Genomic DNA, 20,569 nt, shown 5'->3' on the forward strand with positions numbered 1-20,569 from the left:
TTCATGCCCTCCGGGGATCATCGGCGGTAAGCCGTCCGTAAACCGCGTAGAGTATCAGACAGGCTACGAGCAACACGAGCCCAAGTGCACCGGCCATGCCCCAATTGGCCGAACCGGTTGCGTAATAAGCAATGATCGAGCTTATCATCTGGTCGCCCGGTCCACCGATCAACGCAGGAGTGATGTAGTAGCCAATCGCGCTCATAAATACGAGTAGCATGCCGGACACGATACCGCGCATACTCAACGGAAGCAGCACTCGCAGGAACGCTCTCCACGGCGGCGCACCAAGAGATGCGGCTGCAGGCATGAGATTGCCTGGGATAGACACTAGCACGCTGTAGATCGGAAGCACCATGAACGGCAGAAGCACATGCGTCATGGCGATGACCACACCCGCCCTGTTGAAGATCAAGGGAAAAGGCGTATCGGTTATGCCGAGCCAGATCAGCGTATCGTTGATGAGGCCCTTGTCCTGCAAAAGAATGAACCACGCAGCCGTTCGCACCAGCAACGATGTCCACAGCGGCAGTAGAACTGCAGCAAACAGCACGCTTTTGATCCAGCCCGTTGATGACGCCAGCAGGACCGCATAGGGGTAACCAATCGCTGCACAAGCCAATGTCACCAGAGCAGCAATCCAGAAAGTACGCAGCATGATCGCCCGGTTTGCCGATGTGCCCGGCGCCATGGAAACAATTTCACCCGATGTCGAGCGCTCCATATCGACGGCAGCAAGCAGGTTGCGATCAGTTGTCGGGGAAAGCGCATTTGCAATCGCCCGCCAAAACTCCGGCCGACTCCATCGCTTGTCGATCGTTTCAAGATCTGGAACAGGATCGCCCTTTTCGATGGCTGAAAGCGTTTTGCTCATCAACGTGCGAAAGCCGGATTGAGCGCTGTTCAAGCGCCGAACCATATCGCCTATCGCCTGTTGGTCAGTCGAAGATTTCAGGTCAGTTACCAGGGCCTGCTTCATGTCTGGCGATGGACCCGACTGTCCGTCCCAAAGACTTACCGCTTCTGCGGTTCGGGGTAGAACGCGCAATACCGCTGTATCTGACACGGCCTGCTTCATCATCACCCCGAGCGGCCAAAGAAAAAACAGCGCGATAAAAACAAGCAGAGGTGTGATCAAAAATATCGCTCGAATATTTTTGCCGGACAAAACCGTCATGCTGCGATCGTCCAGCAATCAGCGGCACTGAACTTGGCGACGACATCAGTTCCGGGCGTCCATTCGCGCGATTTTCTGTCTAGCCGCACGATGAAATCATGAGCACTCCCATCAAGCTGGATACGCAGATGATCTCCTTGATAGACGCTATCAACAACGCGCGTTCTAAGCAGGTTGTCTGAATTATCCTCGCTACCAAGTTCGATACGTTCAGGCCGGATAGACAAGAGAACCTTCTGCCCGGCCGCGAGAGTTTCCTTGGATGCTGCGGTCAGCGTGCCGCCGTCCTTCAGGCGAATTAAAGCACGCGCGTCCTCCATCCGCTCGATTATCCCTTCGGCGAGATTGGTTTCGCCTATGAACTCGGCGACAAACCGCGTCTGCGGCTCATCGTAGATCGCACGCGGCGTGCCAATCTGTTCAATTTTTCCTTTGTTGAAGACAGCGATCCGGTCCGACATGGTCAGCGCTTCGCCCTGATCATGGGTGACAAAGACAATCGTCAATCCCAATCGGCTGTGCAGCGCGCGGATATCGAGTTGCATCTGCTCCCGCAACTGCTTGTCGAGAGCGCCCAGCGGCTCGTCCATCAAGACGACACCTGGCTCGAAAACCAGTGCACGGGCAAGCGCCACCCGCTGTTGTTGCCCGCCGGACAGTTGCGATGGCTTGCGTTCGCGCATCGGGGAAAGTTGCACCATATCGAGCACTTTATCCACCAGCTTGCCGATCTCGCCCTTTCCAACACCACGCATCTGCAAAGGAAAAGCAACATTTTCGCCAACCGTCATATGCGGGAAAAGCGCATAGTTCTGAAAAACCACGCCCATGTTACGCTTATATGAGGGAACCGCATTGATAGGCTTTCCATCGACATAAATCGTCCCGCTGCTCGTGCTTTCAAACCCGGCAAGCATCATCAGAAGCGTGGTCTTGCCTGAACCGGAGGGGCCGAGCAAGCTCACGAATTCGCCCTTGCCGATATCGAGGTTCAAACCATCTATAACTTTGAAATCACCGTAGGATTTACTGATATTCTCGAAGCGGATGCGGCAGTCCGTCAATGAATTACTCCATCTTCCGGAAAACAGGGAAACCCCGCCGGTGTTGCGCCGACGGGGCCATAATTGCGAATTATTGTGCCAGCCACGCGTTGAAGCGCTTCGTCAACTCTTCGGAGTTGTCGATCCAGAAGTCGACATTCAGTGGCAGAGAGTCTTTCAGATTGGCTTCCGCTGTCGGAAGATCGGATGCGAATTCCGCGGGCACCTTGCTTGCGGCTTCCTTGTTCGGCAGGCCGTAAGCCACGTATTTCGGCAATTTCACCTGATTCTCGGGCTGGCTCGCAAAAGCAATGAAATCCAGCCCCACATCCTTGTTTTCGGCATCTTTCAGGATGACCCAGCTGTCGACAGCATAAATGCTGCCCGGCCAGACCACCTTGAAATTCTTGCCCTCGCTCCTGTTTATGCCCGTGATGCGCCCGTTATAGGCCGACGCCATCACCACTTCATCCGAGGCCAGCAATTGCAGCGGCTGCGCTCCTGCTTCCCACCAGACTATATTTGGCTTCAGTTCATCAAGCTTTTTGAATGCGCGATCCACACCCTCTGGCGTCGAGAGAACATCGTAAACCTCGTCCTTGCTGACCCCGTCAGCGAGGAGTGCAAATTCGAGGGTGTATTTGGCGCCCTTGCGCAGGGAGCGTTTGCCTGGAAACTTTTTCACATCCCAGAAATCTGCCCAGGATTGCGGACCATCTTTCAACTTGTCCGCGTTATAGGCGATCGCGGTCGACCACACGATCGCACCGACACCGCAATCATTGACCGCACTGTCGAGAAACTTGTCTTTGCCGCCTAGCTTGTCCCAATCGATCTTTTCGTAAAGACCGTCCGCACAACCAAGGGCGAGTTCTTCCGCCTCCACCTGCACCACATCCCAATTGGGCTTTCCTGCTTTCACCTTTGCCTGAACGACACCGTAGCCGCCATCCCAGGATTCATCCAGTAAGGGCTTGCCGATCTTCTCGGAGAAGGGCTTGAAGTAAATTTCCCGTTGGGCGTCCTGATAGTTGCCGCCCCAGGAAACGACTGTCAGATCGCGGGCGGTCGCAGAGCCTGTATAGAGTGCAGTTGCAAGGAGTCCGCCCATAAGGGCAAGGCGAGCAATTTTCATCGACATGTTCCCATTTTGGTTCGACGGGTTGTTCCCGACGTTGTTGTAATGGGCCATGCTAGCTTGATCGTTAGTCGCGGGCAATATTGTAGTCGCCCGACAATGCAAAAGTATTATCCCGTTTTCACGAGGTGGAGAATCCGGGCGAAACGTCCGGATTTCTCATTCGCGCGCGCTTCAAACGCGTTCAAGCGCAAGGGCGATCCCCTGCCCGACACCTATGCACATTGTTGCGAGAGCATACCTGCCGCGATTGAGCGAAAGTTCGAGCGCCGCCGTGCCTGCAATGCGCGCACCGGACATACCGAGTGGATGTCCAAGAGCAATCGCGCCGCCGTTCGGGTTGACACGCTCGTCGTCGTCGGAGATTCCGAGATCGCGCAACACTGCCAGGCCCTGCGATGCAAATGCCTCGTTCAGTTCGATGACGTCGAAGGCATCAGTCGCGATACCGGTACGCGCACAGAGCCTCCTTGTCGCCGGAGCAGGACCAATACCCATGATGCGGGGAGGAACACCTGCCGTAGCACCACCAACAATGCGCGCTATGGGCGTGAGGCCATATTTTTTAATGGCCTCCTCTGACGCGATGATGAGCGCTGCAGCTCCGTCATTTACACCTGAAGCGTTGCCTGCCGTCACAGTGCCGCCCTCGCGGAAGGGCGTGCCCAGCTTTGCCAATGCTTCCAGGCTCGTCACACGGGGGTGTTCGTCCCTGTCCACAATGATCGGCTCACCTTTGCGCCGCGGTATTGTGACGGGCACGATTTCCCTGGCAAGGCGTCCATTCTCTTGCGCAACTGCCGCCTTTTCCTGACTGCGAAGCGCAAATATGTCCTGATCCTGCCTCGAAACATTCAAATCTTCCGCTACGTTCTCGCCCGTCTCCGGCATGGAATCCACACCGTACTGCTTCTTCATCAAAGGATTGACGAACCGCCAGCCGATGGTCGTATCGAAGATTTCCGCCTTGCGTGAAAATGCGCTGTCGGCTTTCGGCATGACGAAAGGCGCGCGGCTCATGCTTTCCACGCCTCCGGCGATGACAAGTTCTGCTTCGCCGGCTTTGATTGCGCGTGCGGCCGTTATGACAGCATCCATCCCTGACCCGCAGAGACGATTGATCGTGGTTCCTGACACCCCAACTGGCAATCCCGCCAGCAGAAGTGACATACGCGCGACATTGCGGTTGTCTTCCCCGGCCTGATTGGCTGAGCCGAAAATGACGTCATCGACGGCTTCCCAATCGACAGAGCCATTACGCTCCATAAGTGCTCTCAGTGGGACCGCACCAAGATCGTCGGCACGAATCGATGAAAGCGCGCCCCCGTAGCGACCGATTGGCGTGCGGATATAATCGCAGATATATGCTTCACTCATGGTATGGCCTCACAGTTCCGGGACAACGAGATCGGCAACCGGGCCGTCCACGTGGAGTTTCGCACCGGTCATGGCCTGAAGGTCTTCCAATGTCATGGAAGCCAACTTTTCACGCAGCACAAAACGCCCCTTGTCGATATCGATCACCGCATGGCTGGTATAGACACGCGTGATACATGCAACACCGGTTAGCGGGAAAGTGCACTTTTCGACGAGCTTCGGTTCGCCCTTCTTCGTCACATGCTCGGTAATCACCACGACCTGTTTCGCGCCGTGCACAAGATCCATTGCACCACCGACCGCCGGCACACCCTTGGCCCCTACTCGCCAGTTAGCGAGATCGCCGTTCTGGGCAACCTGATATGCACCAAGAATTGCCACGTCGAGATGGCCGCCGCGCACCATTGCGAAGCTGTCGGCGTGGTGGAAGAAAGCCGCGCCGGGCTTCAGCGTGACCGCCTTCTTGCCAGCATTGATCAGATCCCAATCTTCCTCGCCCTCCGGAGGGGCTTCGCCGAAATCCAGAATGCCGTTTTCCGTATGGAAAATCGCTTCGCGGCCTTCCGGTTGATAACGGGCGACCATTTCTGGAAAGCCGATACCGAGATTTACATAGGCACCGTCCTGGATATCCTGTGCGGCACGCCAGGCGATCTGCGCATTGGATAATTTGATGTCGTCATGAATATCGATCATCATGCGTAGGTCACTCCCGCGCGAATGAGTTCTTCTTCCTGCTTCGGATTTGCAACTTCAACGACACTGTCAACGAAGATGCCCGGCGTGATGACATTTTCCGGTTCAATGCCGCCGAGCTGAACAATTTCCGACACCTGCACAATGGTTCTCGCTGCAGCCATGCACATGAGCGGATTGAAATTGCGCGCCGCCATACGATAGGTCAGATTGCCGTGCTTATCGCCAAGATGAGCCTTGATGAGCGCGAAATCAGCCTTCAACCAGCGCTCCTGCACATAGGGTCGCCCGTCAAATTCAGCTATAATCTTGCCTTCCGCCAGCTCCGTGCCGTAGGCGGTCGGGGTGTAGAATGCCGGGATACCGGCGCCACCTGCGCGAATGCGCTCGGCAAGCGTTCCTTGCGGCACGAGTTCCAGTTCAATGTCGCCAGCTATATACTTATCCGTGAAGGCGCGCGGATCGGATGAGCGGGGGAAAGAACAGATCATCTTCCGAACCATCCCGGCGTCGATCATGGCTGCAATGCCAATGCCACCATTGCCAGCATTGTTATTGATCACAGTCAGATTCTTGGGGCACTTGTCGATCAGGGCATGAATGAGTTCAATTGGCGCGCCCGAGCCACCAAATCCCCCAATCATGACACTCGCGCCATCACCTATTCCGGCGACTGCGTCCGCCAAACTTCCGATTGTCTTGTCCATTTCGCCTCCATACTGGAACGCGCGATTTCACGCCGGGCGTTTCCAGCCTCAAACACGCTGAAATTAGCCACCGCATCAACGGCGGGTCAAAACATTTGTGCGTTATTTGACATTTGTTCACATATCGCACAAAATAGACTGTCGCCTTGAGGAGGTTTCATGCGCGAAACAGACTTCATCGGAAGCTTTGCCAAAGGACTGAAAGTTATCGAAGCTTTCGGCGAAAATCAGCCACGTCTTTCGATAGCGGACGTTTCAAAGATTACCGGGCTCGACCGCGCAACAGCACGGCGGTGCTTGCTGACCCTCGCTACGCTCGGCTACGCCGAATACGACGGCAAGTTTTTCATGCTGCTGCCGAAAATTCTTCGGCTCGGACATGCCTATCTCTCTTCGACACCGTTGCCGACGGTCATCCAGCCACATCTGGACCGGTTGTCCGACATAGTCGGCGAAAGTGCGTCCGCGTCCGTTCTGGACGGAACAGAAATCGTGTACATCGCCCGCGCCTCGCAGATGCGTGTCATGTCCATTAACCTGATGGCTGGAAGCAGGCTTCCAGCCTACTGTGCCTCGATGGGGCGCGTGCTCCTGGCCTCGCTTCACGAACCCGAAGCACTTGGGGTTCTTGAGCGCACCGAACGGAAAGCGCTGACGCCATTTACGAAGGTGGCAATTGACCAATTGATGGCGGAAATCTCCGTTATTCGTGATCAAGGTTATGCAATCAACGATCAGGAACTGGAACTCGGGCTGCGTTCAATCGCAGTTCCAGTCTTCAATCACAGAGGCACCGTAGTTGCAGCAATCAATATCGGGGCGCCGGCGGCTCACGTCGAAACAGGGGGGCTGGTCGAACGCTTTCTACCCGCCATGTTGCAAATCCAGTCGGACCTTCGCAGTTTGCTGAGATGAACTGTCGAGGATGAAAAATCCAATTAAACCTTACAGTGATATGTCCTGGGCGGCGAGACGCTCACGCTCCCTCAAGCGAAACGCACGTGGTGTTTCACCTGTCATTTTCAGAAAGAAGCGCGAAAAATAAGCCGGATCTGAAAATCCGAGGCTGTAGGCGATATGCTGTACGGAGGATGGCATGGCTATCAAATCGCGCTTGGCCGTATCCATCAGCTTGTTTGCAACCAAATCTTGTGTCGTTCCTCCAGTTAGCTGCTTCACCGTCCGATTGAGATGCGTCGGTGAAACTCCCAGCAATTTCGCATAGAATGAAACCGGCTTGTGATCTCGGTAGTAGCGATCGACCAGTTCCAACAACCGTTCAAGACGAGCGGGTACATATACCCGGTTTTCTTGGCGCTTTGCTGGGTTTGAAGAATATGCATGTCTTAGAATGTAAATGAATGCAACTTGAACAAGGGACTCCAGCAAGCTGTTTTTATATGGTTTTCTCGAATGAAACTCATCTTGCACTTGGCTCAGAAGAGAGGAAAGTAATCCAAGATTATCTTCGCCTGCGTCTTTCATGGATATGAGTTGTGGCTGCGTCAGCCACTCTGCCATCACTCCCGCTGCCCCACCTCCCACAAACGGCATATGCGGGCTCAAAATCGTCACGATGTGGCCCACTATATCTTTCGAAAATGCGAACCCATGATTGAAACCGGGAGGCACCAAAATCGCACATGGTGTCTGAAATGGGCGGATGGCGCCGTCAAAATTTACCTGCCCCGCACCGCTTTCAATATACAGAAGCTGAAAGAAACTCACGTGACGGTGCAGTGAAATCTCGAAATTGTGCAAACTCGATCGCGAAAAATGCGTTTCGCAGTGCAGCCAGAAATCCGGCCTCTGCTCGTTGTCCTCTCCGTAAAGCTCGTATGTTGGAACAAAATTTTCCGACATATTGTCCTCCGATAATGTTCGAATTGTACAATCAATTGCCGGAATTATCCATTGTCAGCCTGAAGGTTCGCCCAAGAATAAGGAAGACTGCATTGGGAGGACTATATGCGAACTCAGGTCGCAATCATCGGATCGGGCCCTTCGGGTCTGCTCCTTGGGCAGCTTCTGACGAAAGCCGGGATCGACAATATCGTGCTCGATCGCGTCAGCGCGGATTATATTCTGGGCCGCGTGCGCGCAGGCGTATTGGAAGAAGGCACCGTCAAGCTGATGGATGAGGCTGGCGCATCTGCGCGCCTGCGTGCTGAAGGTCTGCTGCATGATGGCTTCTCGCTCGCTTTCGACGGGCGGGATCATCGTATCGATCTGCATGAACTGACCGGCAAACGCGTCACGGTCTACGGCCAGACCGAGATGACGCACGACCTCATGGATGAACGGCAGAAGTCAAACGCTGCCAGCATTTACGAAGCGGCCAACGTGACCCCGCACGATTTCGATACGTCCTCGCCATATGTCACATTCGAGAAAGAGGGCAGATCGCATCGTATCGATTGCGATTTCATCGCCGGATGTGATGGATTTCACGGCGTGAGCCGCAAATCCGTGCCGGAAAAGGCAATCGATATTTTCGAAAAGGTCTATCCTTTCGGCTGGCTTGGAATACTGGCCGATATTCCACCCGTCGCGCACGAACTGATCTATGCGAACCACAAACGGGGCTTTGCCCTGTGCTCCATGCGGTCCCTCACCCGCAGCCGTTACTATATTCAATGCTCGTTGGACGAGACAATCGGAGGCTGGAGCGACCAGCGCTTTTACGATGAATTGCGCAGGCGTCTTCCAGCACATCATGCAGAAGCCATGGTGACTGGACCGTCTTTCGAGAAATCCATTGCGCCCCTGCGCTCCTTCGTGGCCGAACCAATGCGCTTCGGACGGCTGTTTCTTGTTGGCGACGCCGCGCACATTGTTCCTCCGACCGGCGCCAAAGGACTGAACCTCGCCGCGAGCGATGTGCATTATCTTTACGAGGGACTGAGGGACTTTTACCTCGACAGGTCCGAAGCCGGTATTAACGCCTATTCCGGCAAAGCCCTCGCCCGCATCTGGAAGGCCGAGCGCTTTTCATGGTCGATGACAAAACTGTTGCACCGCTTCCCGGACATGACGCCATTCGATCAAAAAGTACAGGAAGCGGAACTTGACTACTTCTGCACTTCCCACGCTGCTTCGACCGCACTTGCCGAAAACTATGTCGGATTACCGTTCTGAAAGCCGACGATTGAACTGCAATTGATATTGTCGAGACATACCAAGGGTTTGGTACAGAGGCCGCAACACTATTCATTGAACCCCCGGCGACAAGTTCCAATTGGAACATGTCGCATCTCGCGCGGTCGGCCACCTCATCAAGGTAGTCGACCGCGGTTCTATGGCTTCAGGCCGGCAGCTTCACGCAATGTCTGGATCAGAATCTGCATCGCGGCGGTCTGCGCCATATCGGTCCGCATCGTGAGCCCTACAGGGCCCGTTGTCTCACTTGTATCAATGGGCAACGCAACCAGCTTTCCCTCTGAGACGTCCCTGGCTGCAACGCCCTCTGATATAATCCACACCGCATCGCTGTCGCGGACAAATGCGCGCCCGAAAGCATCGGATACCGTTTCTATCTGAACAGGCAGTGTTCCGATCCCATTTGTAATCAACAGCCGGTCCACAAAAGGACGAATGATCGAGTTGCGTGTCGGCATTAAAACCGGATAATCGGCCAGCCTTTCGAAGACCCCGTGTCCAGCTGCCAGAGGATGCCCCGCCCTCACAAGAAACCGGACTTGCTCCGAGTAAAGATGCTCGAACGAAAACCCGGTCATCTTTTCAGGTGCTGCAAGCCGCCCGACGACCAGATCGAGATCGCCAATCCGCAACTGCTCCAGAAGAACAGCATTTTCGCCCGTCACGATTTTGACCTGGCTGGATGTTCTCTCCGCAAGAAACAGGCTCATTGCTTTCGGCATGATCCGTGTTGAAACTGTCGGCAATGCGCCAATGCGAATAGGCGGCCCCGATCCGTCCAGTTCCTGTGATACGGAATCCAGTCCCTGCCTGAGGGCCGTCAGAGCTGTCCCCGCGTGACGAAGGAACACTTCACCGAACCGCGTTATCCTTATCCCGCGACCGTCGCGCTCCACCACCGGAACGCCCAGAATTTCCTCCAGCTCACGCATTGTCTTGGTCACGGCCGGTTGACTGATACTCAGGACTTCCGAAGCCTTGACCACGCTTTTCTGTCGCGCAACCTCAACAAATGTATGCAGATGGCGAAACTTGATCCGGTTTCCAATCACCTATCTATAACCTTATAGTTATGCTTTTGGCCAAGAATATCATTTTACTTAACCAGTTGAAAGCATGACAGTGCGATGCAAGAGGAGAAAGCCGTGCAATTCGCATCCGTAAACGACGTCGTCATCCATTACGACTTTCAACGGGCAGCAGCCGAAAAACCCGTTCTGGTTTTCATTAATTCGCTGGGAACAGATCTGCGCATATGGGATGAAGTTCGTTTACGCCTGGGCAACGACGTATCAGTTCTCGTCTATGATAAGCGCGGCCACGGCCTTTCGGACATCGGAAGCACTCCTTACACAATCGAACTGCTCGCCGCCGATCTCACCGCACTGCTCGACAAGCTCTCGATAAAGCGGGCGATCATCTGCGGGCTTTCTGTCGGCGGTTTAATTGCGCAAGGCGTTTTTGCCGCGCGACCCGATCTAGTGACAGGGCTTGTTCTGTCCAACACTGCCCACAAGATTGGCACTGCCGATATGTGGGATGCGCGTATTGCCGCTATTCGGGAAAACGGACTCGCAAGCATTCTCGACGCGACAATGCCGCGCTGGTTCACCCCTGCCTATCGGCGTCCCGATAATCCTTCCTATCGTGCGTATTGCAACATGTTCGTTCGGCAACCGCTCGAAGGCTATGCGGCCACTTGCGCTGCTCTCCGGGATGCCGACTTAACGCAAGTAGCCAAAAAGATTTCGGTGCCGACATTGTGTCTGGTCGGCGAGCAGGACGGTTCCACACCGCCCGACATTGTGCGCGAATTGGCACACCTCGTTCCTCAAGCAGATTTTGCAGAGATTGCCGACTGCGGCCATATCCCCTGCGTCGAACAGCCCGATGCCTACGTCTCGCTGTTACGCAACTTTATTACAAACAGATTCTAGCATGGAGAATAACCATGGCTGACAATGCCGTGCCGTCAGAACGTTACAAGATCGGCATGAATGTGCGCCGTTCGGTTCTGGGCGATACGCATGTTGATCGTGCTTCAAACAGCGCGACCGACCTTGATGCACCATTTCAAGAGCTTATAACGGAAGCTGCATGGGGAACCGTCTGGTCGCGTCCGGGCTGGACCAAACGGGAGCGTTCGATCGTTACCATTGCGCTTCTTGCCGCACTCGGGCAAGACGACGAGGTTGCCATGCATATACGCGCTACAAAAAATACAGGCGCGACGAGGGAGGACATCTGCGAAGCATTGATGCATGTCGCTATCTATGCGGGAGTTCCGGCATCGAACCACGCTTTCAAGATCGCCAAGCAGACTTATGCGCAGATGGATGCGGAGGAGGCCGAAAAATGAAAAACAGTCTGCCGGAGACAACTCCATTCTTTGCTCGTGATCTGTCGATGCATCCACCGGCCTACACGCCGTGGTACAAGACCTCGGTGCTTCGCTCGCCCACCCGCGCGCTGCTTTCGCTCGAAGGCACCAAAAGCGAAATTACCGGCCCGGTATTCGGGCACAACATGCTGCATGAGCTGGATAATGATCTCATCCTGAATTACGCGCGCCCCGGTGAGATGCCGATCGGCCCCCGCATCCTTGTGCATGGCCGTGTTCTCGACGAAAGCAGTAGGCCTGTTCCGGGGGCACTTCTGGAGTTTTGGCAGGCCAATGCCGGCGGACGTTACCGCCACAAGAAAGAAACCTATCTTGCAGCCATCGATCCAAATTTCGGGGGTGTCGGCCGCACCATTACGGACGAGAACGGCTATTACTGGTTCAAGACCATAAAGCCCGGCCCATATCCTTGGCCAAATGGCGTGAACGACTGGCGTCCGGCTCACATTCATTTCTCGGTGTTCGGGCATGGCTTTGCGCAACGCCTCATCACTCAAATGTACTTCGAAGGGGATCCATTGATCTGGATATGCCCGATCGTCAAAACCATCCCGGACAAATCGGCTGTCGAACGGTTGGTCGCACCGCTGGATATGAACGCCAGTTTGCCGATGGATATGCTCGCTTACAAGTTCGACATCGTGTTACGCGGTCGTCGTTCAACCCTCTTCGAAAATCGCCCGGAGGGCAACTGATATGGCGCAACCTCTCACCTATCTGAAAGAAACCGCCTCGCAAACCGCAGGCCCTTATGTCCATATTGGTTTGACCCCGAACTTTGTCGGGATCGACGGCGTCTTCCAGCAGGACCTCGGGTCCGGCCCTCTCTACGGTGAGGAAACCACTGGAGAACGCATTACCATCAAAGGCCATGTCATTGATGGAATGGGCGCACCGCTTCGCGATGCGCTTGTGGAAATATGGCAGGCTGATGCGCGCGGCCTCTATAACAGCCCTTCGGAGACCGGCGGCAAGGCCGACATCGGTTTTCGTGGCTGGGGCCGGTGTCCGAGCCATATGGACACAGGCGAATTCACTTTCGAGACGATCAAGCCGGGGCGCGTTCCTTTCAAGGATGGTCGCCTCATGGCGCCGCACGTCACCTTGTGGATCGTGGCTCGTGGCATCAATCTCGGCTTGCAGACACGGATGTATTTTTCCGACGAAGCCGATGCCAATGCAGAGGATCCCATCCTTGTTCGCATCGAACACCGCAGCTGGGTGCAAACCCTCATCGGTCGGCGCGAAGGTAGCGTCTATCATTTCGATATTCACTTGCAGGGCGAAAAAGAAACCATCTTTTTCGATATTTGACGCATGAGTATCTCGGTCTTCGAACACCCATTTCTGGCGCAACTCTTCGGCGATGACGAAGAGATATTGAGCCTGTTCACGGCAGCAGCCGATATTGCTGAAATGTTGCGCTACGAAGCGGCACTGGCCGAAGCTCAAGCCGATCTTGGCCTGATACCAACCGAGGCAGGACTTGCAATCGCGCAAACGATAGAGACGTTCGAACCCAACCTCTCCAGTCTGGCAAAGGCCACGGCCCGCGATGGTGTGGTTATTCCTTCGCTCGTGAAAGAGCTAAAACTGGCTGTGGGGAAAGATTACGGAGAGTATGTTCATTATGGTGCGACGAGCCAGGATGTCATCGATACGAGTCTTGTTTTGCGGCTGAAGCGTACAAGCACAATCCTCTATGGAAGAATTCAACAACTGGTTCAACGCTATGAATGGCTTGAGGTGACGTTCGGAACGAATGCGCTTACCGGTTATACACGTATGCAGGCTGCTCTTCCCATAACCGTATCGGACCGCATCTCGAGCTGGAAAAACCCTCTCTGCAGTTACGGCACGAAGTTGAACGCCATCTCCTTTCCCGTGCAGTTCGGAGGCGCAGCAGGAACGCTTGAAAAATTCGGCACGCAAGCACCAGCCCTGCGGGCGCTGCTAGCCGAAAAGCTCGAACTGCACGATAGTCTGCAATGGCACAGCCAACGCGCATTCATCGTTGAATTTGGTAATCTGCTTTCGCTTGTCACGGGTACTCTGGGAAAGTTCGGACAGGACATCGCACTCATGGCCGAAATGGGTGAGGAACTTTCCCTGACGGGCGGCGGCGGATCGTCCGCCATGCCGCACAAGCAAAATCCCGTGGGAGCGGAGATATTGATTAGCCTTGCCCGCTTCAATGCAGCCCAAATGGGAGGGCTCCATCAGGCGATGGTGCACGAACAGGAACGCTCAGGCGCAGCCTGGATGGTCGAATGGATGGTCCTGCCGCAGATCGTTGCGTCAACCGGCAGTGCTCTTAACATAGCATCGGCGCTGATCGACAAGATTGTCCGGATCGGCACCGAACAAGCGCCAGACACATAACCATCCGGGTATCGATTATAAGTAATTTTTCATTTTACATGACCATTTAGATAGGCATGCTGAAATCAGGACATTCCCTGTTGCGACGATACGGTCACGGGCAGGAATGGTGGGCGATAGGGAGGAGAACATGAAGAAAATCGCAATAACCGCGCTCGCGGTCTTTTCACTTGCGACGTCGGCAGCTTATGCGGACGTGGTGAAGGTCGGTGTAATCGGTCCATTTTCAGGGCCATTTGCCCTTCAGGGCAAGAACTTCAAAGCTGGCATCGACGCCTATATGGCCGAGCATGGTAACACGATCGGCGATGACACTGTCGAGATCGTTTATCGCGACGTTCCGCAGGCAGACCCGGCGCAGTCCAAGGCACTCGCGCAGGAACTCGTGGTCAAGGAAGGCGTGCAATATCTCGCTGGCTTTTACTTCACCCCTGACGCCATGGCGGTCACACCCATTCTCAAACAAGGCAATGTGCCGATGGTGGTCATGAATGCCGCCACGTCTTCCATCGTAACCAAAAGCCCCTATGTGGTGCGCACGTCCTTCACCACGTGGCAAACGTCAAGTCCGATCGCGAAGGTCGCACTCGACAAGGGTGTGAAGAAAGTTATCTCGGTTGTGAGCGATTATGGGCCGGGCGTGGATGCTGAAAATGCATTCAAGGCAGCGTTCACCGAAGCCGGTGGAGAAGTGGTCGAAGCCATTCGTATGCCACTTGCAACGAACGACTTCAGCCCGATCATGCAGCGCATCAAGGATTCCGGGGCTCAAGGCGTGTTCGCGTTTCTGCCGTCAGGGCCAACAACGCTCGGTTTCATGAAGTCCTATGTCGATAACGGCTTAAAGGGCTCGGGCATCCAGCTTTTCGCTCCGGGTGATCTGACCCAGGAATCCGATCTTCCGGCGTTGGGCGAGAATGCTCTCGGCGTGCTGACGACGTTCCATTATGCGGTTTCCCATGACTCGCCGGAGAACAAGAAGTTCGTAGAGGAAGCCCGGAAAGCTATTGGCAATCCTGTCGAACTTTCCTTCCCTTCGGTTGGTGCCTATGACGGCATGCATGTCATATACAAGATGATCGAAGCGACCGGCGGCGAAAAAGATGCCGAGAAAGCGGTCGAAGCAGTCAAAGGCATGGAATGGATCAGCCCGCGCGGCCCAGTATCCATCGATCCAGAAAGCCGCCACATGACGCAGAATATCTATCTGCGCGAAGTAGCCAAGGCTGATGACGGGACCTTCTATAACAAGGAAATCCAGACTTTCGAGAAGCAGGGAGACCCCGGACTGAAAGCTCAATAGCTCGGCGGTCGAACTACGGCCGCGTATTGCCAGGAGAGGCGTGAAACGCATTCGCTCCGGTCGGTAACTGCTTGTTTTACCGCGTATCCCGAAATGCGTCTTGCGCACCCCGGGATACGTTCCAACAGGATCATTCAATGCAGACTGTGCTCAGCATTGCTGTCGATGCCCTTGCTTACGGCATGGTGCTTTTCGTCATTTCCATCGGCCTCTCGGTTACCATGGGCTTGATGCGGGTCGTCAATCTGGCTCATGGAGCATTTGCGATGATCGGCGGCTATTTCGCATCCTATGCCGCCCAGCAACTTGGCCTCAATTACGGCTTTGCGATCATTATTGCCGTTGCAGGTACGATGCTCATCGCCGTTCCGGTGGAAAGGCTGCTCTATCGGCGTATTTACGGAGCGCCCGAGCTGACCCAAGTTCTGATGACCATCGGCATCACTTTCTGCATCATAGGACTGACGAATTACATATTCGGACCGACACTGAAAACCATCCCCTTGCCGGAAGTGCTGCGTGGATCGGTCGATCTCGGATTTCGTGCTATCGCGAAACACCGCATCTTTGCGATCGGTTGCGGCTTGGCAGTAGCTCTTGGCCTCTGGTACATCATCGAACGCACCGCCTTCGGCGTGAAACTGCGTGCCGCTGTCGACAATGCCAATATGGCGGCAGCCCTCGGTGTGCGAACTGAAATCGTTTATGCCGTCAGCTTTGCGCTTGCCATTGGGCTTGCAGCCTTCGGTGGCGTTGTCGGAGCCGAACTTCTGCCCGTCGAGCCCTACTACGCGCTCCGCTACATGGTGACTTTTCTGGTGGTTGTCTCGGTGGGTGGTGCAGGCTCCATACCCGGTGCGCTGATCGCTTGCCTCCTGCTCGGCGCAATCGATACTACCGGCCGTTATCTGGCACCGGAATATGGCGAGTTCTTCTTTTATCTGGCGGTGATCGTCATTGTGACTCTGTTCCCCCGCGGCCTTGCAGGAAGGTTGGCCAGAAAATGACCGACATGACACAAAGCCTCAGCCAACGCCGTCATTCTCGGGCGGGTTTCCTCGGCATCGCAGCCATAATCCTGGCCAGTGTCATCGGCTGGTTTCTCTTTCCCGATAATCTGGCGCTGCTGACACGCATCATCGCAATTGCCTTGCTCGTATTGTCCCTCGATCTGGTGACCGGCTATTGCGGCATCGCAACACTTGGTCACGCTGCCCTATTTGGCGCGGGAGCCTATGGCGCCGGCATCGCCGCCGCACATTTCGGAATTACCGACCCGCTTCTGATGACACTCATCGGCCTGATAGCTGGCGCGATCACCGGACTTGTTTCCGGAGCCGTCATTCTGCGTGCCCACGGCCTCGCTCAACTCGTCCTATCGATTGCCGTGATCCATCTTTTTCACGAAGCGGCCAATAAGGCATCAAGCTGGACCGGAGGCAGCGATGGACTGAGTGGCATTGCGCCCGATCCAATTCTCGGCATATTCGAGTTCGATCTCTACGGACACACGGTCTACATTTACGCTGTAGTCCTGCTGCTGATTTCTTTCATCTTCTTGCGGTTTGTCGTGCGCTCGCCTTTCGGCATGCTTTGCCGGGGCGTGAAAGAAGACCCGATCCGTATTCACGCGATGGGGGCTTCGGTTCAGTCAGTCCAGCTTCGCATGTACGTTATCTCCGGTGCCGTTGCCGGTATTGGAGGTGCGCTGAACGCCATCTCGACGCAGGTCGTCGGGCTCGACAGTCTTAGCTTCACCCTGTCGGCAGAGGCCTTGGTGATGCTGGTTCTTGGCGGCACGGGATCGCTGTTCGGCGGGCTGATCGGCACGGTAGTCTTCATGTGGTTCGAAGACCTCGTCTCTGCTGCAAATCCTTTCCACTGGCTTACGATGGTCGGTGCCCTGCTAATTGCTGTCGTGCTGTTTGCGCCGCGTGGCCTCTACGGCACCGTCGCCTGTTACTTTGAAAAGAAGGCGCATCGCAAATGAGCACCGTGTTTGAAGTAACAAAACTGCGCAAGAATTTCGGCGGGCTGGCGGTCACCAACGATGTTTCGATCAGCATGGCGAAAGGCGATCGCGTTGCGCTTATTGGTCCCAACGGCGCAGGCAAGACCACGTTCGTCAATCTTGTTACGGGCAATCTTCCGGCCACCTCCGGCACGGTGACACTGGGCGGCGAAAACGTCTCCAGGCTTAACGCCATGCAGCGCGTTCGGCGCGGGCTTGTGCGCTCATTTCAGGTTACTCGCCTCTTCTTCGACATGACGCCTGAAGAACACGTCGGGCTTGCGATCCTGCAACGGGAAGGGAAAACAGGCCGCATTCTCGGCAACTATTGCAAAATGCCCGAAGTGATGGATGAAGTGCGCGACATTCTCGATACGCTCGGCCTTCTGTCTCTCGGTCAATTGCGGGTGAGCGAGATCGCATATGGCCAGCAGCGTCTTCTGGAAATTGCTCTTGCTCTGGCTCTTCATCCCAAGGTGCTGCTGCTTGATGAACCTGCTGCAGGAGTTCCACAAAGCGATACGAGCCGCATCGAGGAAGCACTTGCCCGATTACCCCCCGATCTGGCGGTTCTCATGATCGAGCACGATATGGATCTCGTTTTCCGCTTTGCAAAGCGCGTCGTTGTTCTGGCCGCAGGAACGGTAATCTTTGACGGGTTGCCTGAAGATGTCGTGCAGGACGCCCGTGTCCGCGAAGCCTATCTGGGGAGCTATGCGCAATGAGTGCAGCCGCGCTTGAAATTCGCAATCTTTCATCCGGTTACGGCCCCACACGCGTGATCGAAGATGTATCCTTCAAAGCCGAACCGGGGTCGCGGCTTGCCATTCTTGGCCGCAATGGTGTCGGCAAGACCAGCCTCTTTGCTACCATAGCAGGGCAAACACGCCGTTATGGTGGTGAAATTCTGTTGGACGGGAAGAATATCGCCACGCTTCCTTCGGCAGCTCGCGCAATTGCCGGTCTCGGCTACGTGCCGCAGACCCGTGATGTCTTCCCCACCCTCACAGTTGAAGAAAACCTTTTCGTTGGCCTTAAAAGCCGACCGAAAGACGCGCTTGAAGAAGCCTATGCAATGTTTCCGCGCCTGAAGGAACGACGCCGCAATCTCGGATCACAGCTTTCCGGTGGCGAGCAACAGATGCTCTCGACCGCGCGCAGCATTCTTGGCCAGCCAACAGTACTGCTGCTCGACGAACCACTGGAAGGGCTTGCTCCCGTCATCTGCGAAGAACTGATGGCTGCTTTCTCGGCATTGGCCCAGAAAGGCGACATGACAATCCTGCTCGTCGAACAGCGCATCCAGAGCGCGCTCGATTTTGCCGATCATGTCATCATACTGGAACGCGGGCGCATCGCATGGTCTGGCACGTCGACAGAACTTTCAGACAATCAGCAGACTGTTGAAGAACTATTGGGGGTGGGTGGCTTGCACTGATCAGTTGCCAACAAACTCGAACTTGTCGACATCCACGAGCCCGCGGTCGGTAATCTTAAGATGAGGGATCACAGGCAGGGCGATGAAGGCCAGTTGCAGAAATGGCTCTTCGAGGACCGACCCCAGTTCTTCGGCTGCGTGACGCAGAACGCGAAGCTGGTCGCGGACTGTTTCATACGGCTCGGCGCTCATCAGACCAGCAATGGGCAAAGGCATTTCAGCCAACACCTTGCCATCGCGCACGACGACAAAACCGCCTTCAATTTCGCCCAGTCGGTTCGCGGCCGCAGCAATATCCTCGTCCGATGTGCCAACCACACAGATATTGTGGCTGTCATGGCTGACCGTTGACGCGATTGCCCCCGATTTCAAGCCGAAGCCGTGCACAAAACCGGTCGCGATATTTCCATTTTTGCCGTGACGTTCGACAACGGCGATTTTGACTACATCCTTCTCGAAATCCGGCTCGACACCATCTCGACCGACCTTAAGGTCGAATTCCAGGCTTTCCGTTATGATCTTGCCCGGAATAATCCCGATTGCGCGGGTCTTGCCGCTGTTCGAATGCGAGCGGAAACTCGGTGCGCTGACTTTCGGCGCCTTGACGCTGTTGCGCCCCACAGGTGCGACGGCCTTGCGCGCGGCAAACAAATCTTCCGAAACCACCCTGCCCGCTGACAGGACGATTTCAGCGTGGCAGCCTTCGAGGCTATCCACCACGACCATATCAGCCCGTTGCCCCGGGGCAATCAGACCGCGGTCAAAAAGGCCGAAGGCCCTCGCTGCGGAAACGCTTGCGGCTCGGTAAATGGCAATCGGCTCGACGCCGCCTGCAATCGCGGTCCGAATGAGGTAATCAAGATGGCCCTGATCGGCGATATCCAGCGGGTTACGGTCATCCGTGCACAGCGCCAGAAACTGCGCATGGCGCTCGGTAATGATCGGCATGAGCGCTTTCAAATCCTTGGAAACGGACCCTTCGCGCACAAGCACATGCATGCCTTTGCGCATCTTTTCGAGCGCTTCTTCCGCACTTGTGGCCTCGTGTTCGGTGCGAATGCCCGCAGAAATATAGCCGTTCAGATCAAAGCCGCGCAGAAGCGGCGCGTGGCCATCGATATGCCGCCCCTGAAAGGCTTTCAGCTTTGCCATGCATTCAGGGTCTTTCGCCAGAACGCCCGGAAAATTCATAAACTCCGCCAGCCCGATCACCTTGGGATGGTCCGCAAAAGGCAACAGATCGTCGATCAGAAGTTCGGCGCCAGACGTTTCCATATGGGTCGCCGGTACACAGCTCGAAAGCTGCACACGAATATCCATGAGGGTTTCCATGGCGCTATCAAGAAAGAACTTGATACCCTCTGCACCGAGCACATTGGCGATCTCGTGCGGATCGCAGATGGCTGTTGTCACGCCTTGCGGCAGCACGCAACGATCAAACTCATGCGGCGTTACGTGCGAGGATTCGATGTGAAGATGAGTATCGATAAATCCCGGCACGACGATCCGTCCGGAAATATCGATTTCCTGCTTGCCTTGATAGTTGCCGAATGTTCCGACAATCCGGTCCCCACAGATGGCAATATCACTTTCGACAAGCTCGCCAGTCACGAGATCGAAGAAACGGCCGCCTTTCAGCACGATGTCGGCAGGTTCCCGTCCTACGCCCTGATCGATCATCCGTTCCAGCATCACGTTACCTCATATTTCCGGAATCAAGTGTCACAACCTACCATA

At 55.2% G+C, this 20,569-nt stretch carries 21 protein-coding genes; 12 read left to right on the forward strand and 9 right to left on the reverse strand.

Annotated elements, in window-relative coordinates; genetic code table 11:
* Position 1: 1 nt before the first annotated feature.
* The 6 genes from ABWW28_RS09810 to ABWW28_RS09835 form a co-directional block, all read right to left on the reverse strand.
* Positions 2 to 1,177, reverse strand: coding sequence for an ABC transporter permease (locus tag ABWW28_RS09810; RefSeq protein ID WP_176588017.1), 1,176 nt, complete (start codon positions 1,175 to 1,177; stop codon positions 2 to 4).
* The gene (locus ABWW28_RS09815; protein WP_313011527.1) at positions 1,174 to 2,241 is read right to left on the reverse strand and encodes an ABC transporter ATP-binding protein; all 1,068 of its coding nucleotides are present in this window, start codon (positions 2,239 to 2,241) and stop codon (positions 1,174 to 1,176) included. The genes ABWW28_RS09810 and ABWW28_RS09815 overlap by 4 nt, the downstream gene beginning before the upstream one ends.
* 70 nt (positions 2,242 to 2,311) lie before the next feature.
* The gene (locus ABWW28_RS09820; protein WP_176587687.1) at positions 2,312 to 3,355 is read right to left on the reverse strand and encodes an ABC transporter substrate-binding protein; all 1,044 of its coding nucleotides are present in this window, start codon (positions 3,353 to 3,355) and stop codon (positions 2,312 to 2,314) included.
* 177 nt (positions 3,356 to 3,532) lie between these two features.
* Complete coding sequence (gene pcaF, locus ABWW28_RS09825) at positions 3,533 to 4,735, reverse strand: 3-oxoadipyl-CoA thiolase (RefSeq protein WP_176587686.1); 1,203 nt, start codon at positions 4,733 to 4,735, stop codon at positions 3,533 to 3,535.
* Between the two features lie 9 nt (positions 4,736 to 4,744).
* On the reverse strand, positions 4,745 to 5,434 hold the full coding sequence (locus tag ABWW28_RS09830) for a CoA transferase subunit B (protein ID WP_006468972.1): 690 nt from the start codon (positions 5,432 to 5,434) through the stop codon (positions 4,745 to 4,747).
* Positions 5,431 to 6,138 (reverse strand): 3-oxoacid CoA-transferase subunit A, encoded by a 708-nt coding sequence (locus tag ABWW28_RS09835; protein WP_176587685.1) that lies wholly within the window; start codon positions 6,136 to 6,138, stop codon positions 5,431 to 5,433. The genes ABWW28_RS09830 and ABWW28_RS09835 overlap by 4 nt, the downstream gene beginning before the upstream one ends.
* A gap of 159 nt (positions 6,139 to 6,297) precedes the next feature.
* Here ABWW28_RS09835 and ABWW28_RS09840 point away from each other — a divergent pair, with 159 nt between their 5' ends.
* Positions 6,298 to 7,053 (forward strand): IclR family transcriptional regulator, encoded by a 756-nt coding sequence (locus tag ABWW28_RS09840; protein WP_176587684.1) that lies wholly within the window; start codon positions 6,298 to 6,300, stop codon positions 7,051 to 7,053.
* A gap of 30 nt (positions 7,054 to 7,083) precedes the next feature.
* Here ABWW28_RS09840 and ABWW28_RS09845 read toward each other — a convergent pair whose 3' ends face one another.
* Complete coding sequence (locus ABWW28_RS09845; protein ID WP_353390901.1) at positions 7,084 to 8,001, reverse strand: helix-turn-helix domain-containing protein; 918 nt, start codon at positions 7,999 to 8,001, stop codon at positions 7,084 to 7,086.
* Positions 8,002 to 8,106: 105 nt separating this feature from the next.
* Between ABWW28_RS09845 and pobA the strand changes: the two genes are divergently transcribed.
* On the forward strand, positions 8,107 to 9,276 hold the full coding sequence (pobA, locus tag ABWW28_RS09850; RefSeq protein ID WP_176587682.1) for a 4-hydroxybenzoate 3-monooxygenase: 1,170 nt from the start codon (positions 8,107 to 8,109) through the stop codon (positions 9,274 to 9,276).
* A 158-nt stretch (positions 9,277 to 9,434) separates the two neighbouring features.
* On the opposite strand, the gene pcaQ is transcribed toward pobA, so the two are convergent.
* The gene (pcaQ, locus tag ABWW28_RS09855; protein ID WP_121994544.1) at positions 9,435 to 10,349 is read right to left on the reverse strand and encodes a pca operon transcription factor PcaQ; all 915 of its coding nucleotides are present in this window, start codon (positions 10,347 to 10,349) and stop codon (positions 9,435 to 9,437) included.
* Positions 10,350 to 10,442: 93 nt separating this feature from the next.
* Between pcaQ and pcaD the strand changes: the two genes are divergently transcribed.
* From pcaD to ABWW28_RS09905, 10 genes are all read left to right on the forward strand, one after another.
* Positions 10,443 to 11,234: a 3-oxoadipate enol-lactonase gene (pcaD, locus tag ABWW28_RS09860; RefSeq protein ID WP_176587681.1), complete on the forward strand. Its 792-nt coding sequence runs from the start codon at positions 10,443 to 10,445 to the stop codon at positions 11,232 to 11,234.
* 14 nt (positions 11,235 to 11,248) lie between these two features.
* Positions 11,249 to 11,656 carry a 4-carboxymuconolactone decarboxylase gene (gene pcaC, locus ABWW28_RS09865; protein WP_176587680.1) on the forward strand — a complete coding sequence of 136 codons (408 nt, stop codon included), beginning with the start codon at positions 11,249 to 11,251 and terminating at the stop codon, positions 11,654 to 11,656.
* Positions 11,653 to 12,393 carry a protocatechuate 3,4-dioxygenase subunit beta gene (gene pcaH, locus ABWW28_RS09870; RefSeq protein WP_176587679.1) on the forward strand — a complete coding sequence of 247 codons (741 nt, stop codon included), beginning with the start codon at positions 11,653 to 11,655 and terminating at the stop codon, positions 12,391 to 12,393. Before pcaC ends, pcaH begins: the two co-directional genes overlap by 4 nt.
* A 1-nt stretch (position 12,394) precedes the next feature.
* Positions 12,395 to 13,012, forward strand: a complete 618-nt coding sequence (gene pcaG / locus ABWW28_RS09875; RefSeq protein ID WP_176587678.1) for a protocatechuate 3,4-dioxygenase subunit alpha — start codon at positions 12,395 to 12,397, stop codon at positions 13,010 to 13,012.
* Positions 13,013 to 13,015: 3 nt separating this feature from the next.
* Positions 13,016 to 14,080, forward strand: a complete 1,065-nt coding sequence (locus ABWW28_RS09880; protein ID WP_176587677.1) for a 3-carboxy-cis,cis-muconate cycloisomerase — start codon at positions 13,016 to 13,018, stop codon at positions 14,078 to 14,080.
* Positions 14,081 to 14,210: 130 nt separating this feature from the next.
* Positions 14,211 to 15,383: an ABC transporter substrate-binding protein gene (locus tag ABWW28_RS09885; RefSeq protein ID WP_176587676.1), complete on the forward strand. Its 1,173-nt coding sequence runs from the start codon at positions 14,211 to 14,213 to the stop codon at positions 15,381 to 15,383.
* 137 nt (positions 15,384 to 15,520) lie between these two features.
* Positions 15,521 to 16,390: a branched-chain amino acid ABC transporter permease gene (locus ABWW28_RS09890; protein WP_151661006.1), complete on the forward strand. Its 870-nt coding sequence runs from the start codon at positions 15,521 to 15,523 to the stop codon at positions 16,388 to 16,390.
* A complete protein-coding gene (locus ABWW28_RS09895) occupies positions 16,387 to 17,373 on the forward strand; it encodes a branched-chain amino acid ABC transporter permease (RefSeq protein WP_176587675.1) in 987 nt (328 codons plus the stop codon). The genes ABWW28_RS09890 and ABWW28_RS09895 overlap by 4 nt, the downstream gene beginning before the upstream one ends.
* Positions 17,370 to 18,119, forward strand: coding sequence for an ABC transporter ATP-binding protein (locus ABWW28_RS09900; protein WP_353390906.1), 750 nt, complete (start codon positions 17,370 to 17,372; stop codon positions 18,117 to 18,119). The genes ABWW28_RS09895 and ABWW28_RS09900 overlap by 4 nt, the downstream gene beginning before the upstream one ends.
* Complete coding sequence (locus ABWW28_RS09905; protein ID WP_176587673.1) at positions 18,116 to 18,832, forward strand: ABC transporter ATP-binding protein; 717 nt, start codon at positions 18,116 to 18,118, stop codon at positions 18,830 to 18,832. The genes ABWW28_RS09900 and ABWW28_RS09905 overlap by 4 nt, the downstream gene beginning before the upstream one ends.
* Here ABWW28_RS09905 and ade read toward each other — a convergent pair whose 3' ends face one another.
* Positions 18,833 to 20,524 carry an adenine deaminase gene (gene ade, locus ABWW28_RS09910; protein WP_176587672.1) on the reverse strand — a complete coding sequence of 564 codons (1,692 nt, stop codon included), beginning with the start codon at positions 20,522 to 20,524 and terminating at the stop codon, positions 18,833 to 18,835.
* Positions 20,525 to 20,569: the final 45 nt, after the last annotated feature.

Source organism: Brucella sp. NBRC 14130, from assembly GCF_040371715.1.
Taxonomy (GTDB): domain Bacteria; phylum Pseudomonadota; class Alphaproteobacteria; order Rhizobiales; family Rhizobiaceae; genus Brucella; species Brucella intermedia.

Coding starts and splice junctions, on each gene's coding strand:
- ABWW28_RS09810 (WP_176588017.1), bottom strand. CDS start 1,177: ATGACGGTTTTGTCCGGCAAAAATATTCGAGCGATATTTTTGATCACA.
- ABWW28_RS09820 (WP_176587687.1), bottom strand. CDS start 3,355: ATGAAAATTGCTCGCCTTGCCCTTATGGGCGGACTCCTTGCAACTGCA.
- pcaF (WP_176587686.1), bottom strand. CDS start 4,735: ATGAGTGAAGCATATATCTGCGATTATATCCGCACGCCAATCGGTCGC.
- ABWW28_RS09830 (WP_006468972.1), bottom strand. CDS start 5,434: ATGATGATCGATATTCATGACGACATCAAATTATCCAATGCGCAGATC.
- ABWW28_RS09835 (WP_176587685.1), bottom strand. CDS start 6,138: ATGGACAAGACAATCGGAAGTTTGGCGGACGCAGTCGCCGGAATAGGT.
- ABWW28_RS09840 (WP_176587684.1), top strand. CDS start 6,298: ATGCGCGAAACAGACTTCATCGGAAGCTTTGCCAAAGGACTGAAAGTT.
- ABWW28_RS09845 (WP_353390901.1), bottom strand. CDS start 8,001: ATGTCGGAAAATTTTGTTCCAACATACGAGCTTTACGGAGAGGACAAC.
- pobA (WP_176587682.1), top strand. CDS start 8,107: ATGCGAACTCAGGTCGCAATCATCGGATCGGGCCCTTCGGGTCTGCTC.
- pcaC (WP_176587680.1), top strand. CDS start 11,249: ATGGCTGACAATGCCGTGCCGTCAGAACGTTACAAGATCGGCATGAAT.
- pcaH (WP_176587679.1), top strand. CDS start 11,653: ATGAAAAACAGTCTGCCGGAGACAACTCCATTCTTTGCTCGTGATCTG.
- pcaG (WP_176587678.1), top strand. CDS start 12,395: ATGGCGCAACCTCTCACCTATCTGAAAGAAACCGCCTCGCAAACCGCA.
- ABWW28_RS09880 (WP_176587677.1), top strand. CDS start 13,016: ATGAGTATCTCGGTCTTCGAACACCCATTTCTGGCGCAACTCTTCGGC.
- ABWW28_RS09885 (WP_176587676.1), top strand. CDS start 14,211: ATGAAGAAAATCGCAATAACCGCGCTCGCGGTCTTTTCACTTGCGACG.
- ABWW28_RS09890 (WP_151661006.1), top strand. CDS start 15,521: ATGCAGACTGTGCTCAGCATTGCTGTCGATGCCCTTGCTTACGGCATG.
- ABWW28_RS09895 (WP_176587675.1), top strand. CDS start 16,387: ATGACCGACATGACACAAAGCCTCAGCCAACGCCGTCATTCTCGGGCG.
- ABWW28_RS09900 (WP_353390906.1), top strand. CDS start 17,370: ATGAGCACCGTGTTTGAAGTAACAAAACTGCGCAAGAATTTCGGCGGG.
- ABWW28_RS09905 (WP_176587673.1), top strand. CDS start 18,116: ATGAGTGCAGCCGCGCTTGAAATTCGCAATCTTTCATCCGGTTACGGC.
- ade (WP_176587672.1), bottom strand. CDS start 20,524: ATGCTGGAACGGATGATCGATCAGGGCGTAGGACGGGAACCTGCCGAC.